The organism is Anaeromyxobacter dehalogenans 2CP-C, from assembly GCF_000013385.1.
GTDB classification, from domain to species: Bacteria; Myxococcota; Myxococcia; order Myxococcales; family Anaeromyxobacteraceae; genus Anaeromyxobacter; species Anaeromyxobacter dehalogenans_B.
The window spans coordinates 4,131,598-4,146,469 of the sequence record NC_007760.1; the positions used below are offsets into that span (position 1 = coordinate 4,131,598).

Annotated in this window: 11 protein-coding genes and 1 other RNA gene; 7 read left to right on the forward strand and 5 right to left on the reverse strand. The window is 74.8% G+C overall.

Going from position 1 to position 14,872, the window contains the following annotated elements:
- Positions 1 to 18: 18 nt before the first annotated feature.
- A complete protein-coding gene (locus ADEH_RS22650; RefSeq protein WP_011422655.1) occupies positions 19 to 669 on the reverse strand; it encodes a class I SAM-dependent methyltransferase in 651 nt (216 codons plus the stop codon).
- Between the two features lie 82 nt (positions 670 to 751).
- Complete coding sequence (locus tag ADEH_RS18640) at positions 752 to 1,165, reverse strand: PcfJ domain-containing protein (RefSeq protein ID WP_011422656.1); 414 nt, start codon at positions 1,163 to 1,165, stop codon at positions 752 to 754.
- 505 nt (positions 1,166 to 1,670) lie between these two features.
- Here ADEH_RS18640 and ADEH_RS18645 point away from each other — a divergent pair.
- Positions 1,671 to 5,687, forward strand: coding sequence for a DUF3857 and transglutaminase domain-containing protein (locus tag ADEH_RS18645; protein ID WP_011422657.1), 4,017 nt, complete (start codon positions 1,671 to 1,673; stop codon positions 5,685 to 5,687).
- A 79-nt stretch (positions 5,688 to 5,766) separates the two neighbouring features.
- Entirely contained in the window at positions 5,767 to 6,282 is a 516-nt protein-coding gene (locus ADEH_RS18650; RefSeq protein ID WP_011422658.1) for a hypothetical protein, read from the forward strand.
- A 46-nt stretch (positions 6,283 to 6,328) separates the two neighbouring features.
- Here the strand turns inward: ADEH_RS18650 and rnpB are convergent.
- Together rnpB and nth are read right to left on the reverse strand one after the other, a co-directional pair.
- Positions 6,329 to 6,738: RNase P RNA component class A (rnpB, locus tag ADEH_RS22680), an RNA gene on the reverse strand.
- Between the two features lie 109 nt (positions 6,739 to 6,847).
- A complete protein-coding gene (gene nth / locus ADEH_RS18655; RefSeq protein WP_011422659.1) occupies positions 6,848 to 7,528 on the reverse strand; it encodes an endonuclease III in 681 nt (226 codons plus the stop codon).
- A 336-nt stretch (positions 7,529 to 7,864) separates the two neighbouring features.
- Between nth and pssA the strand changes: the two genes are divergently transcribed.
- The 3 genes from pssA to ADEH_RS18670 are packed head-to-tail and all read left to right on the forward strand — an operon-like array spanning position 7,865 to position 10,572.
- Entirely contained in the window at positions 7,865 to 8,719 is an 855-nt protein-coding gene (pssA, locus tag ADEH_RS18660) for a CDP-diacylglycerol--serine O-phosphatidyltransferase (protein ID WP_011422660.1), read from the forward strand.
- 3 nt (positions 8,720 to 8,722) lie between these two features.
- Complete coding sequence (locus tag ADEH_RS18665) at positions 8,723 to 9,346, forward strand: phosphatidylglycerophosphatase A family protein (RefSeq protein WP_232287334.1); 624 nt, start codon at positions 8,723 to 8,725, stop codon at positions 9,344 to 9,346.
- Positions 9,346 to 10,572, forward strand: coding sequence for a CinA family nicotinamide mononucleotide deamidase-related protein (locus tag ADEH_RS18670; RefSeq protein ID WP_011422662.1), 1,227 nt, complete (start codon positions 9,346 to 9,348; stop codon positions 10,570 to 10,572). The genes ADEH_RS18665 and ADEH_RS18670 overlap by 1 nt, the downstream gene beginning before the upstream one ends.
- 16 nt (positions 10,573 to 10,588) lie before the next feature.
- On the opposite strand, the gene ADEH_RS18675 is transcribed toward ADEH_RS18670, so the two are convergent.
- Positions 10,589 to 11,047, reverse strand: coding sequence for a hypothetical protein (locus ADEH_RS18675; protein WP_041453691.1), 459 nt, complete (start codon positions 11,045 to 11,047; stop codon positions 10,589 to 10,591).
- A 91-nt stretch (positions 11,048 to 11,138) separates the two neighbouring features.
- On the opposite strand from ADEH_RS18675, the gene ADEH_RS18680 reads away from it, so the two are divergent.
- Together ADEH_RS18680 and ADEH_RS18685 are read left to right on the forward strand one after the other, a co-directional pair.
- Entirely contained in the window at positions 11,139 to 11,627 is a 489-nt protein-coding gene (locus ADEH_RS18680; RefSeq protein WP_041453692.1) for a DUF1285 domain-containing protein, read from the forward strand.
- Between the two features lie 76 nt (positions 11,628 to 11,703).
- Complete coding sequence (locus ADEH_RS18685; protein ID WP_011422664.1) at positions 11,704 to 14,829, forward strand: hypothetical protein; 3,126 nt, start codon at positions 11,704 to 11,706, stop codon at positions 14,827 to 14,829.
- The last annotated feature ends 43 nt before the right edge of the window (positions 14,830 to 14,872 follow it).

Here is a 14,872-nt window from a genome sequence, read left to right on the forward strand (position 1 = left end):
GGGCGCCGGGCTCGCCGGTCACACTCGGCCGGTGAACGCCACGGCGAAGATGCGCGCGATCCCCGTCAGCGACCGAACGCGGACATCCTTCAGCCCCGCGGCCTGCATCGCGCGGACGAGGTCGTCGGGCCGGTGCCGCGGGTACCGGAACAGCAGCCGGAACGGGAGATCGGGGGCGAGCGGGCGCGTCGTCACGAGGACGACCCACGCGCCCGGCCGCGCGACGCGGGCCAGCTCGCGGATGGCCGGCGCAGGGTCCGCGAGGTGGTCGAGCACCAGCGCACTGATCACCGCGTCCATCCCTGCATCGCGGATCGGCAGCGCACGGACGTCCGCCCGCGCCAGGAACGGCCTCGCGCCCTGCCTCCCGAGCCTCGCGGAGGCCCGCGCCAGCAGCCGCGGCGACAGGTCCACGCCGTACGCGCCCGCGCGAGCTCCGCCTGCCCGGATGGCCGCCTCGCTGAACAGGCCCGCGCCGATGCCGCAGTCGAGGACGCGCCCCGGAGGCGCCCGGTGAGGCCCGTCCGCCTCGAGCCGGGCGAGCAGCCTACGGTACGCGCGCGCGTAGGTGAGCGCGTGGAGGAAGGAGTCCCAGTACCAGGCGGTCGCGTCGTAGATCCCGGCGAGCCAGGACGCACGCTCGGCGCCGCGTGCCGGTCGAGGTTCCATGCGTTGCCTCCTGGTTTACCGGGAGGTCCTAGGCGACGCGAAGTGACCGCTCCACCCGCGAAGCCGTCCGCCTGGCCGCTCCTCATGCCCTGGGATGGTGCAGGATCTCCCTCGCCCTCATCCACGGTCCGAGGAGCGCGACCTCCGTCTCGGTCACCGGCCGGTTCGCGAACCCCTTCCACTCCGACACGCGCCAGCCGCCCATGCACGGGGAGATCGCGATGGTGAGCCCCCTGCTGCCGACCTGGGCGTGGAAGACGACGGCCTCGCCCCGCTGGATCTTCTCGCGGTAGTCCGTCACGCAGCTGCGCATCCGCAGGCCCTCGGCCCGCAGCTCGTGCAGCGTGACGATCCGTCGGACCTCCACGCCGTTCGCGGCCCAGTCCTCGATGACGTGACGCGAGAGCGGGGCGCTCCGCGGCGCGGCGGGGGAGCCGGCCGGGGCCGCTGCGCCGCCAACCGGGCGCACGAGCGCCACCTCGGGCGCCGCGACCACCGGGCGGCGCGTCCTCAGCGGCGAGCTTCCGCGCGGCCCACGCCAGCGCGTAGGCGAAGAACTCGGGCCGACCCGCGCCGGGCCAGCGGCGCGACATCGACCAGTGCAGTCGCTCGGGCGAGTCGGACTGGATCGTCACCCAGAGGAGCGGGCGCAGACGAACCTCGATCCCGATGGACCACGCGCCGGGCCCGTCCTGCTGCGCCTCGAGCGACGCCCGCGCGACGTCCCGGGCGCGCGACACGGTGACCAGGACCGAGCGCGGTCCGACCGCCAGGCGCTCGCGCCACGACGGCGGCACCGCGCGGCCGACCGGCGCGCACACGACCGGGCTCGGCGGCGGGCCGCCGGCGAAGCGGAACGCGGCCTGGGGGGAGGCGCCGGGCACGACCGTACATCATCCCCGGCGGTCGGACAGTCTGCCGTGAGGGCGCGCTCCGCGTGAAGGCGGGGCTCGACTTCGGGTACACTGCGGGGCTCACGCCCGTCGTCATGGGGGTCGCCGGTGCTCTCGCTCGTCGCCACAGTCGTCCTCGCCGCCGCGCCCGCCCTGCCGCCGTGGGACGCCGCGTTCCTGGAAGCACCGGCCGCAGAGGTCGCGCGCGCGGCGGCCGCGCTCACGCCTCCTGAGCGCGCGCTGGACCCGCTGCACCACGAGGTCCGGTTCGTCGTGGACGACGCGGGCCGGGTCACCACGACGGTCCGCGCCGCCTTCCGGATCCTCACGCAGGCGGGCGTCGAGGCGATGGCGCAGGTTTCCGCCCCCTGGCAGCCCTGGCATCACGATCGCCCGGCGATCCGCGCCCGCGTGATCACGCCGGACGGCCTGGCGCACGCGCTCGATCCCGCCACGCTGGTCGAGTCCGGAGCGCCGGAGGGCGAGCGGACGCTGCGCGACGCTCGGCAGCTCCACGCCGTGCTGCCCGCCCTCGCGGTGGGCGCCGTGATCGAGGTCGAGATCGCGACCGGCGAGCACACGCCGTTCGCGGCGCCGGGAGCGGTGGGATCCGTCTCGCTCGACGGCCCCGGCTGGCGGCGGCAGATCGTCCGGATCGAGGCGCCCGCACGCCTCCAGCTGCGCCACCGGCTGTCGGGGCGCGTCCTGGCCCCGCGCGCCGGCACGGCCGGCGACCGCCGCACGCTGGAGTGGAGCTGGGCCCCGTCTCCGTCGCACCCACCCGGCGAGCCGCTCGCGCCCGCCGTGAGCGGCGACGGGCCGAACCTCGTGTTCACGACGGCGCGCTCATGGGAGGAGCTGGCGACGTGGTACTCCGCCCAGGTGGATCGGTCCCTCGCCGGTGCCGACCTCGCCACGCTGGCGCGGGAGATCGCGGGCGGAGCCGCCACACCGGAGCAGGCCGCGGCGCGACTGGTCGAGTGGATGCAGACCCGCGTCCGCTACACGGCGCTGGAGATCGGCGCGGGGGCCGTCATCCCGGCGCGTCCCTCCGACGTCCTCTCCCGCGCCTACGGCGACTGCAAGGATCTCTCGACGCTGCTGGTCGGCTTGCTGCGCGCGCTGGGCCACCCTGCGGACGTGGTCCTCGCGCGGGCCGATCGCGTCGACATCGATGCCGAGCTCCCGGGGATGTTCTTCGACCACGCCCTCGTCCGCGTCGGCGGCCCGCACCCAAGGTACGTGGACCCGACGTTCCCGGCGCTGCCCGTCGGCTTGCTGCCGCCGAACCTCGAGGATCGATGGTCGCTGGCCGCGCGGCCCGGTGCCCGGCTCGAGCGGCTGCCCCGGAACCCGCTGTCCGCGTACCGGGGCGAGCTGGACCGTGAGCTTCAGCTGGACGGCCCCGGCAAGGCGAAGGCGCGGGAGGTCCGGCGGTATCACGGACTCTTCGCCGCGATCCATCGCGCCGCGCGCGCTGGCCACCCCGAGGACGAGCTTCGCAAGCGGGACGAGGGCGAGGCCAGGGAGCGGCTCAAGGCAGCGCGGGCCACCGCGACGTTCCGGGACCGGGCGGATGGGACCGTGGAGATCGTCTCCGAGGCCGAGGGCTCTGCCCTGGCCAGCGCCGAGGACGATTCGGCGGAGGCCCGTCCGGAGCGCCGGGTGCTCTCCTGCCTCCAGGACCAGCTCTGGCCCCAGGACGCCGGCAAGGACGCGCGCTCGCAGCCGCTGACGATCGAGCTTCCGTGCGTGGGCGAGAGCCGGTACCGGATCCGGCCGCCCCGCGGCATGCGCGTGGCGGGCTCGCTCCCGCCGGACCTCGACCTCGCGGAGGAACACCTCCGCTACCAGGAGACGTACCGGGCCGAGCGCGACGGCACGGTCGTGGTCACCCAGCGGCTGGAGCAGCGCCACGGCCCGGTGCCGCCGGCCGAGGTGACCTCCTGGCGCCGCCGGCTGCGCGCGCTGGGCAAGGACGCGCCCGTGATCCGGTTCGAGCGGACCAGCCAGGCGCTCCTGACGCAGGGACGCGGCCGCGAGGCGCTCGAGGAGCTGCGGCGGGTCCTGTCCGAGTCCGGCGGCGACCTCCCATCGCGCGTCCGGTACGCGGCCGGCCTGGGCGAGCTCGGGATGGTGGACGCCGCGCGGAGGACCGCCGAGGAGGCGGTGCGCCTGGCGCCCGAGAGCGGCTGGGCCTGGCGCGTGCTCGCGATCCAGCGCGCCCGCGGATCGTTCGGGGAGACGCTCACGTCGGGCTGCGATCTCCCCGGGGCGATCGCGGCCCAGCGGCGCGCCTCGGAGCTCGAGCCGAGAGCGGGAGGGACGCGCGGGTACCTGGGATACCTGCTCCTGCAAGGCGCCGATTGCCGGTACATGGCCGCCGGCGCGCGCCCCGAGGAAGCGCTCGAGCCGCTGCGCCACGCGCGCGACGTGCTCGGCAACCACCGCTTCGACGACGACCTGGCGACCGCGCTGCTCGCGCTGGGGAGGGCGGCGGAGGCCACGGCCGTCGCGCGCGAGATGCCCGCAGGGAAGCAGCGGGACGTCGTGCTGCTGGCCGCGCTCACCTCGAGCGAGGGAGTGGAGGCCGCGGCGGCGGAGGCCCGTGCGATGACGGCGCAGCGGCGCGGCGATGCGCTGCTCGGCGCCGCCAGCCGCCTGCAGCGGCAGCGCGCGTTCGGCCAGGCGGCGGCGCTCCTCGACGCCGCGAGCGACGGGTCCGAGAACATCGCCACCCTGAGGTCGCGCGCCGCGGTGCTCCGCCGCGTGAAGCGCCTCGGACCGGACGAGGTTCCGCCGGGACCGGAGGGCGTCCCGGTCCGCGTGTTCCGGGCGGTCGCGGGGCTCGCGCCGCTCACCGACGTGCTCTCGGCCGATCGCCCATCCGCGGACGGAGGGGTGGTCGAGACGTTCCTGCGGACGATGCGGCAGCGCATCACGGGAGAGCTCGACGGCGCCGCGCTGGTGGACCTCCTCGCCGCCGCCCTGGAGCCGAAGTTCGACGGCGATGCGCGCGAGGGCGGCCCCCTGGCCGCCGGCGGGATCCGCTACTACGTGGTCCCCGAGCGCGGCAGGTGGAGGCTCGCCGCCGTCGAGGGGGAGGCGACCGTGCTCGCTCACCGGGCGCTCTCGCTCGTCGAGTCCGGCCGGCCCGACGCCGCGCGACGCTGGCTGGACTGGGCCCGGCGCGAGACGCCCGCGGGTGGGGGAGACCCGACGTCCGGCGGCCGGCTGGTGGAGGCGCTCTGGCCCGAGGAGCCCGCCGCGTCGCCCGAGGATGTCACGCTGGCGGCCGCAGCGGTCGTGGCCTACGGCCCGAGCGCGCCCGCCGCGGTCCCGCTGCTCGACCGGCAGCTGGCGCGCCCGTTGCCGCCGCGGCAGCGCGACGCCGCCCGCCTCGCGCTGCTGAACGCGGTGTCCCGCTCGCGCGCGCACGCGCGGACCCTCGAGCTGGCGCAGGCCCTGCTGCGCGAGCTGCCTCCGGACGCGCCGGTCCGGCCGCTCGTGTCGCAGCTCGAGATCGCCGCGCTGCACGGCCTCGGGCGCGACGGGGAGGCTCGGGCCCGGCTGCTTGAGGCGCTGACCACGCTGTCCAGCGCGTCCGCGCAGCGGCGCCTCGCCCGCGCCGCGCTGAGCATCGGCGCCTTCGAGGAGGGCATCGACGTGCTCGATCGGCACGCCCGCGGCGCCTCGCCGGATCCCGAGGATCTGAACGAGCTCGCCTGGGCGCGGCTCTTCGTCGAGGGGTCGCCCGCGGCGAGCCTGCACGACGTCGAGCTCTGCCTCGGGCAGACGCGCGACGCCACCAGCCGGGCCGCAGCGCTCCACACCCAGGCTGCGATCCTGGCCGAGGTCGGCGAGCCTGAGGCCGCGATCCGCAAGCTGCAGGAGTCGCTGGCGGCCGATCCGTCGTTCGTGGGGAGCGCCGCGTGGCTGGTGGTCGGCCGGGTGGCGGAGTCCTACGGTCTGCCCGAGGACGCCCGCGCCGCATACCAGCGCGTCGATCGCGTCCCGTTCCCCGACGCCGGGCATCCGCGCGCGCTGGCGGACCGATGGGCGCGCCGCCTGCCCGAGCCCGTGCGCGCCGGCGCGGCGCCCTCGCCCACGACCGGGGGAACCTGATGGTCATGACCAATCGCGAGCTGCGTGTGATGCGCGGCCAACTCGGTCTCCGAACCGGACAACCGGTCAGGAAGGGGCCATGAACAAGCGCTTGGCGCGGCGCGCGGCGACTTCGGTCCTCGGATCGGCACTGGTTCTGGCCCTCGGCGGCGCGGCGGGCTCATGCAAGGTCAAAGACCCCGACCACCCCCTGGTGCGGGCCTACCTGAGCGCCGAACCCGTGACGCCCGTCTGGAATCCGGACATCTCGCCGCCCGAGCCCATGTGGACCCAGAAGATCGAGCTGCCCGGCGCGTCGGTGACGGTGTCCGCATGGTGCTGCGTCGGCCAGGGATTCGTGGCGCGGTTCTCGGACGAATCCTCGCCGCGCACCGTGTTCACGCCCGGCGACTACGTGTATCCGACGGAGCTGCGGGTCGCGCCCCGCGAGCACGTCGTGTACGGGCGCGCGGGCGGGCGGGCGGGCGGGATCAGGAACGTGACGAAGATCTTCGCCTACGATCTGGACCGGCGGCGCCTCGTCGAGTCCGTGGAGATCGACCCGGGGCTTCTCCCGCCGGTACGGGAGCCGGCGTCACCCCGGCCAGTCCGGTAGGGACCCCACCGTCGGTGGGGTCCAGGTCGGCGATGCGAAGACGAAAGACCGGAGCCGCCCTGTAAGCCGGGTTCTGTTCCGCGGGAAACCCCGCGGCGACGAACATTCATCTCGGACGCGCGTTGCCGCGCGTCTCCAGCGAGCATACCCGGAGGCCTGGACCGGGCCGGTCTTGCCCTCCCGCTCGCGCGGGTGGGACGCCTCCCTATTCGCTCTTGCACCGCGTGGGGTTTGCCGTGCCGCGCCGGTCACCCGGCGCGCGGTGCGCTCTTACCGCACCGTTTCACCCTTGCCACGCACGCCGGTCGCCCGGCGCCGTTCGGCGGTCTGTTCTCTGTGGCACTTTCCTGCGGGTCGCCCCGACCGGCCGTTGGCCGGCACGCTGCCCTGTGGTGCCCGGACTTTCCTCGGCGGCCCCCTTCCCTGCAGGACCGACGCGTTCGCCCGGGCGGCTCCGGCGAGGCGGATGTAACACGGGCCCCCGGGCCGGGCAATGCGCCCAAACGGCCGACCATGATCCGTGATCGGCAAGCGAGCGGAGCGAGCCCGCCGGGGCGCAGCCCCGTCAACGACGGATGGCGGCGGGGACCCCGCGCTTCGGGCAGAGGTCGGCCACGACGCACCGCGAGCACGCGGGGGCGCGCGCCGCGCACGTCCGGCGCCCGTGCCACACGAACAGCTGGTGACCGCGGCCCCAGCGCGCCTCGGGGAGGAGCGCCATGAGGTCCCGCTCCACGCGGTCTGGATCCTGCTCGCGCGTGAGGCCGAGCCGGCGCGAGACGCGGCCGACGTGCGTGTCCACGGGGAACGCCTCCGCGGCCCCGAGGTGCACGAGCACCACGCCGGCGGTCTTCCGCCCGACGCCGGGCAGCGCCTCGAGTCCCTCGCGCGTGCGGGGCACGCGCCCGCCGTGCTCGCGCGCGATGGCGTCCATCGCGGCCACGATCGCCTTCGCCTTGTTGCGGAACAGGCCGAGCGAGCGGATGTACGGCCAGAGCTCCTCCGGCTGCGCGGCGGCGTAGGCGGCGGCGTCGGGGTAGCGCGCGAACAGCGCGGGCGTCGCCTTGTTCACCCCGGCGTCGGTGCTCTGGGCGGAGAGGATCACCGACACGAGGAGCTGGAGATCGTCCTGGAAGGCGAGCGCGATGCGGGCCTCGGGCATGGACGCGTCCAGGCGGTCCACGATCTCGGCGGCGCGGGCGCGGGCCTGCGCGGTGGGCGCGCGGGGCCGTGGGCGGGGGGACATGCGGGCGCGGATGCTAGCACCGGCGGGCGCGCGGCCGGGCCGCCGGAAGAAAGAAGGCGCCCCGGCGCGGCGGCCAGGGCGCCTTTCCCACACCCTCCCCCGCGGAAGGCGGCGGATGCGGCGAGACGATGGCGTACATGGTGCCCCTGGAGGCGCCGCGCGGTCAAAGCCCTCGGCGGGCCAGGCGCCGGCGCCGTGTCCCGTCCTCGCTCGACAAACGGGCCCACCCGTGCCAGCCTCTGCGCTCGCATCGGGTCCCGCGGGGGGGCGGGCCGTCGCTCGGCACGCCGCTCCAGGGGAAGGCCCTCGTCGCGCGCCATCGGAGGATCGCGCTTCATGCAGATCAACCTGCGCAAGGCGATGTTCGTGCTGCCGAACCTGTTCACGGTCAGCTCGATCTTCCTCGGCTTCTACGCGCTCACGCTGTCCGCCGGCGACGCCACGCCCGCCCAGCTCTACCAGGCGGCCCTCGCCATCTTCTTCGCCATGTTCTTCGACGCGTTCGACGGCCGCGTCGCGCGCATGACGAAGACCCAGTCCGACTTCGGGGTCCAGCTCGACAGCCTCGCCGACGTCATCTCCTTCGGCGCGGCCCCGGCGCTGCTCGTCTACAAGTGGGCGCTCGCCCCCCTCGGCTTCATCGGCCTGTTCTTCTCGTTCGCGTTCGCGGCCTGCGGCGCGCTCCGCCTGGCGCGCTTCAACGTGCTCGCGCAGCGCGGCGACAAGGGCTCGTCCGCGTTCTTCGTCGGGCTCCCCATCCCGCTCGCCGCCGGCACCATCACGGCGCTCGTCATCGCGCACTACAAGGAGTTCGGCGCGGCCACCAACCCGGCCACCCGCGTGCCGGTGCTGGTGGTGGTCGGCCTGCTCTCCTTCCTGATGGTCTCGACCGTCCGCTACCGCACCTTCAAGGACGTGCACCTCTCCGCGCGCAGCCTGTCGGCGTTCGTGCTGGCGAGCGCGGTGGGGCTGGCGGTGGCGTACGCGACCCGCGCGTCGTTCGCGCTGGTGGTCTACATGGGCGCGTACATCGCCATGGGCCTGGCCGAGTCGCTCTTCGAGAAGGCCCGCACGCTGGACCGCAGCCGGCTGCCGCCGGACGTGCGCGCCGAGCTCGACGCCGACGAGGCGCTCGAGCCGGGCCCCGAGGACGTGGACGGGGACAAGGCGGAGCAGGACGAGTACATCTAGCGCGTGACCACGCCGCCCCCGCCCGCGCCCGGCCCGGCCATGCCCGCGCCGGGCGCGTCCTCCCCCGGCCTCCTCTCCCGCCTCCGCGCCCGCGGCCGCAAGCGCGGCCCGAGCCCGAAGGGCCCGCCCGGCCCGGCGGTGCTGTTCGCCGCCTGGGGCCCCTGCGGCTACGCGCCGGTCGCGCCCGGCACGTTCGGCACGCTCGGCGCCATCCCGCTCTACTGGGCGCTCACCTGGCTCACCTGGCCCGCGTACCTCGCCGTCACCGCGGCGCTCACCGCGCTGGCGATGGTGGCGGCGCACCGCGCCGGCCGTTACTGGGGAGTCGCCGACGCCTCGCCCATCGTGGTGGACGAGGTGGTCGGGTACCTCGTGACCATGGCGCTCGTCCCGTTCTCCTGGCCCGCCGCGATCGCCGGCTTCGTGCTGTTCCGGATCTTCGACGTGCTGAAGCCCTGGCCCGCGTCCGCGTTCGACCGCGTGAAGAACGGCTTCGGCGTGGTGATGGACGACGTGGCGGCCGGGGTGTTCGCCTGGTGCGCGCTGCAGTTCGTGCAGCTCGCGCTCCGGCTCCTGGCCGGCTGCGGGGCGGTGTTCCACTGGTGGTGCGTGGAGGTGGGGTCGTGATGCAGGTGGAGATCCTCGCGACCGGGGACGAGCTGCTCACCGGCCAGGTGGTGGACACGAACTCCCCCTGGCTGATGGACCGGCTCTGGGACCTCGGCCTCATGGTGCGGCGCAAGACGCTGGTGGCCGACGACCGCGACGACCTGCGCGCCGCCATCCTCGAGACCACCGGGCGCGCCGACCTGGTGGTGATGAGCGGCGGCATGGGCCCGACCGAGGACGACCTCACCTCGGAGTGCGTCGCGGCGGTGCTGGGCGTGCCGCTCGAGCGGCACGAGCCGTCGATCGAGCTGCTGCGCGAGCGCTTCCGCAAGTTCGGGCGCACGCTCACGCCGAACAACGAGAAGCAGGCCTGGTTCCCGCGCGGCGCCGAGGTGATCCCGAACCGCTGGGGCAGCGCGCCGGGGTTCACGGTGCAGGTGGGGCGCGGGCGGGTGGTGTGCCTGCCCGGCGTGCCCGTCGAGTACCGCGGGCTGTGCGACGAGTGGGTCCTGCCGCACGTGCGCGCCCGGCTGGGCGAGGTGCCGGCGGCGGGCCTCGTGAAGCTGTTCGCGGTGCCCGAGTCGCACGCCGACCACGCCATGCGCCCGGTGATGGACGACGCGGCCAACGCCGGCGTCCGCTTCGGCTACCGCGCCCACTGGCCCGAGGTCCACGTGAAGTGGACCGTGCCCGGGCCGGACGCGGCGGCGCGCGCGGCGCGCATCCGCGAGCGCGTGCTCGGGATCTTCGGCGAGCAGGTGTTCGGCGAGGGCAAGGACGAGCTGCCGGACCTGGTGGTGGCGCGCCTCGCCGCGCGCGGCGAGCGCGTGGCGCTGGGCGAGTCGTGCACCGGCGGGATGGTGGCCGAGCTGCTCACCTCGGTGGCGGGCGCCTCGGCGGTGCTCGACCTCGGCGTGGTCGCGTACGCGAACGCCGCCAAGGAGCAGGTGCTGGGCGTGCCGGCGGCGCTGCTCGCGGCGCACGGCGCGGTGTCCGAGCCGGTGGCGCGGGCGCTCGCGGAGGGGGCGCGCCGGACCGCGGGCGCGGCCTGGGGCGTCGGCATCACCGGCATCGCGGGGCCGAGCGGCGGCACGCCGGAGAAGCCGGTGGGCACCGTGCACCTCGCCGTGGCGGGCCCGTCGGGCACCGAGGCCGTGGCGCGCGCCTACCGCGGCGACCGGGACCGGGTGCGCCGCCAGGCCGCCTACGAGGCGCTCAACCTGCTGCGGCTCGCCCTGCGCTGACGCGCGCCGCGCGCCCTCAGGGCGCGGGCGGCGCGGCGAGCTCGACGCAGAACGCCTCGACGAAGCGGTCCCAGGTGACCTGGGCGGCGCCGCTCGCCAGGAGCGCCTCGTACGTGCGCGCCGCCGGCTCGAGCAGCTCCGGCAGCGGCCGCGGCGCGTAGCGGGCGGTGAGCCCGCCGTCCTCGAGCACGCGGCGCACCAGCGCCTGCACGTTCACCGCGCGCCCCTCCAGCTTGCCCTGCCGGTCGATGAGCCACCCCACCAGCTGGCCGATCCGCTCGCGGACCGCCACCCGCACGTTCGCGCCGCCGGCGGCGAGCGCCTCGTTCACGGCGTCCGGCGCCGCGTCGCGGACCACCACCCAGGTGAGCGAACGCTCCGCGGCGTACCCGGCGCGCTCCAGCGCGGCGCGGCAGCGGGTCTCTTCCTCGGGCGGGCAGCGGATGCGGACCACGGGCTCGGTGCGGGTGCTCACGGGGCCCGTTCGTACCCTCGCGGCGCCCGGCGCGCAACGCCGTCGGCGCGCGGGCCCGCGCCCGGCGCCGCGCCGCGCTATCCTCCGGAGCGTGTCCGAGGGACCTCCCGACCCCGCCGCGCTGGAGCTGCTCCGGTCCCGGAGCGGCCTCTCCATCGACGCCGAGGGCCGGTTCCTGCACCGCGGCGAGCCCATCACCCACGCCCGCACGCTGGAGGTGCTGTGGCGCTCGCTCGCGCGCGCGCCCGACGGGCGCTACGAGGTCGCCATCGGACGGGAGCGCGCCTACGTGCAGGTGGACGAGGCGCCGTACGCGGTGCGCGGCGCGACCGAGGATCCTCGCGGCGGCGCGCCGCTCCTGCACCTCTCCGACGGCACCGCGGAGCCGCTCGACCCGGCCACCCTGTCGCTCGGCGCGGACGGCGTGCTGCGGTGCGCGGTGAAGGGCGGCGCCCACCGGGCCCGTTTCACCCGCGCGGGCCATGTGTCGCTCGGCCTGATGCTCCGCGAGGACCCGCCCGGGTCGGGCGATTACGCACTTTTCGTGAACGGCGCACGCTGGCCGGTGACGGTGTCGTAGTCCGCACGGACGGTGCCCGGCGCGGTATCCTTCCGGTTGCTCGCCCGGCGGCGGGCCCGACCGTTACCTTCAAAAAATGAGAAGACTCGTCGCGCTCTGGGCGCTCGCCATCCCGCTCGCGGCCGCGCCCCAGGGGTTCCAGCTCCGGGCGCCGTCGCTCGCCGAGGCGTTCCAGACGATGGACCGCATCGAGGCGCGCCAGGTCGAGGGCCGCGTCGAGGACGGGCTCGAGCAGACGTACATCCTCCCCGAGCGGCCCGGCCAGAACCAGGTGGCCTGGTACGGCTTCGACTGGCACTACCTCGACGTCCCGCCCCCGGGCGGCGGCAAGGGCGGCATCCGGCTCTACTACTACGAGACCGAGCTGGCCCAGGCGAAGCGCGCGCTGCCCGCGATCCGCAGCGCCTACGCGCGCCTGGTGGACGCGTTCCACTACAACCCCACCCGGCGCATCCCGTACATCCTCTACGCCACGCAGCGCGAGTTCCAGACGCAGAACGTGTTCGCGGTGACCGAGTCGGTGCTCGGCGTGACCTCGCCCGAGGACCTGAAGATGACGGTCCCGTACTTCGGCGATCACTTCCGGTTCACCGAGGTCTCCACGCACGAGATGGTGCACCAGTTCACCATCCAGAAGCTGATGGAGGCCGCCGGCGCCGAGGACATCGGCTCGCCCATCCAGTACCTGCCGCTCTGGTTCATCGAGGGCATCGCCGAGTACTACACGAAGGGTGGAATCGACGTCGAGACCGACCTGTACCTGCGCGACCTGGTGTGGAACCCGGATCCGCGGCGCGGGTACGAGATCCTCGCGTTCCAGGACGACCGCTACCGCGGCTACATCCCCACCTACAAGCTGGGCCAGGCGCGCGTCGCCTTCATCGCCGAGGAGTACGGGCGCGAGAAGATCCAGGGCTTCCTGGAGAGCGCGTACCTGCTCGCGGACGACGGCGGGCGAGGCGGCGGCGGGGGGAGCCGGGGCTTCGCCGCGCTGGTCCGGCGGGTGCTGAACGAGCCGGTGGAGCAGGTGGACGCGCGCTGGAGGGCGTGGCTCAAGAAGCGCTACTACCCGGCCTACCTCGCCGCGCGGCAGGACCTCTCGGCGGTGCGCGAGCTGCGGCAGCTCCCCGGCGAGCCCGAGGACTTCACCACCTCGCACGACGGCACGCTCGTGCTCTACCGCGCCATCGACCGGCGCCGCGGGCGGGCCAGCCTCTACCTGATGGACGTGCGCAGCCCGCGCAGCGCGGTGGAGGTGGCGACCGACAGCCAGCCCGGGCTCGAGTCGCTCCACCCGATCGACTACTCGGTCGGCGCGGTCGCGGACGGCGTCCTGGCCTTCTCGGCGCAGGACGGGATCGGCGACGCGCTGTACGTCCAGCGCTTCCGGCACAAGTTCACCGAGGGGCGCACCGCCCGCTTCCAGCTCGGGAAGCGCCGCAAGCTCGACCTCCGGCCGCCCACCGGGTCCCGCTTCATCACCGTCGCCGACCCGACCTTCTCCGCCGACGCGAGCCACCTCGCGTTCGTGGGCGTGGCCGAGGACGGGCAGCAGGACGTCTACGTGGTGCCGGTGACCGGGGGCGTGGCCCGCCGGGTCACCAACGACGGCTACACCGAGAAGGACCTGCACTGGGGCGCCGACGGCCTCTACTGCGCCTCCGACGCGACCGACCACGGCCGGCTCAACCTGTTCCGCATCGACCCGGCCACCGGCGAGCGCACCCGGCTCACCACCGGTCCCTCCACCGACCGGCACCCCTACCCGCAGGCGGACGGCTCGGTGCTGTTCTCGTCCGACGCGCGCGGCAAGCCCGACCTCTACCTGCTGAAGAGCGGCGCCGTCCAGCGCCTCACCGACTTCACCACCGGGCTCACCAGCCCGGCGGTCGCGCCCAAGGCCCGCGGCGTCCTCGCCGCCACCTTCAACGGCGGCCTGTTCCGCCTGGTCGAGGTGCCGAAGGTCGCGTGGCTGGAGGAGCCGCCCACCCCGGTGGCGCCGCCCGCCGGCGACGTGCTGGAGATCCCGTCCGCCGAGTTCCCCGACTCGGTGCCCGCCTACCGCGCCACCTCCATCCGCAACTGGCGGCCGGAGGGCGGGTTCGTCTACGGCGGCGGCGCCGGCAGCAACGTGGCGGGCCGGGCGGCGGTGCTGTTCTCCGACCTGCTCCGCGATCACGTGCTGTTCGTGGACCTCTCGATCTACGGCTCGTTCGACTACACGCAGGCGATGGTGCTGTACGAGAACCGGGCGCGGCGCCTGAACTGGGCGCTCGGCGGGTTCCACTTCGTCCAGCAGCAGATCGACCGGCTCGACTACAACCTCGCCTACTACCAGCGCGACTTCGGCGTGGTGGGCGCGCTCCGCTACCCGCTCGACCGCTTCCGGCGCGTCGAGCTGGAGCTGACCGTCGGCGGCGTGCAGCGCTACTGCCTGACCGACTTCTCCGGCGCCGGGTTCCTCGTCTGCAAGGGGATCCAGCTCCAGGGCGGCGTCTACCGCGACACCGCCGACTGGGAGCGCCAGAACGGCGGCGTGAACCTCACCGTCAACCCGGCGGTGCGCTACGGCTTCGACACCATCCGCTACGACGCGTTCACCGGCCCGCTCGCCGGCAGCTCGCTGCTGCTCGAGCTGGGCGGCGGCTACCTGCCCGGGCGGAGCGCGGTGCACGGGTCGGCGCGCCTCGACGCGCAGAAGTACTGGCAGCTCGTGGGCCGCTCGAACTTCTCGCTGCGCTTCGCCGGCGGCACCACGTTCGCGCCGAGCGGGAAGAGCGAGGTGTGGCAGCGGAGCTTCTGGCTGACGTCCGGCGACAACCTGCGCGGCTTCTCGCCGTTCGACCTCGCCTACCTCATCGGCCAGCACTACTACGTCGTGAACGCCGAGCTGCAGTTCCCGCTCGACCCGCTCATCCGCCTGCTCATCTTCGACTACCTGGAGGGCGTGGCCGCGCTCGACTTCGGCAGCGTCTTCAACCGGTTCGAGGACCGGGTGGACGCCGCGGGCACCATCCTCGAGCCGGGCGCCTGGGAGTCGCGCACGCTCACCGGCGTGCTGGGCGTGAACGTGCTGTTCGGCCCGCTGCTCCTGCGCGTCCACTTCGGCCACCCCTTCGACATCGGCGGCATCAAGACGCCGGCGATGCAGGAGGGGACGAAGTGGGTGACGAACGTGACGCTCCGGTACTTCTTCATGTGACCGGCGGCGGGGCGCGGAGCGGGCCCGACCGCCCGCTCCCGCC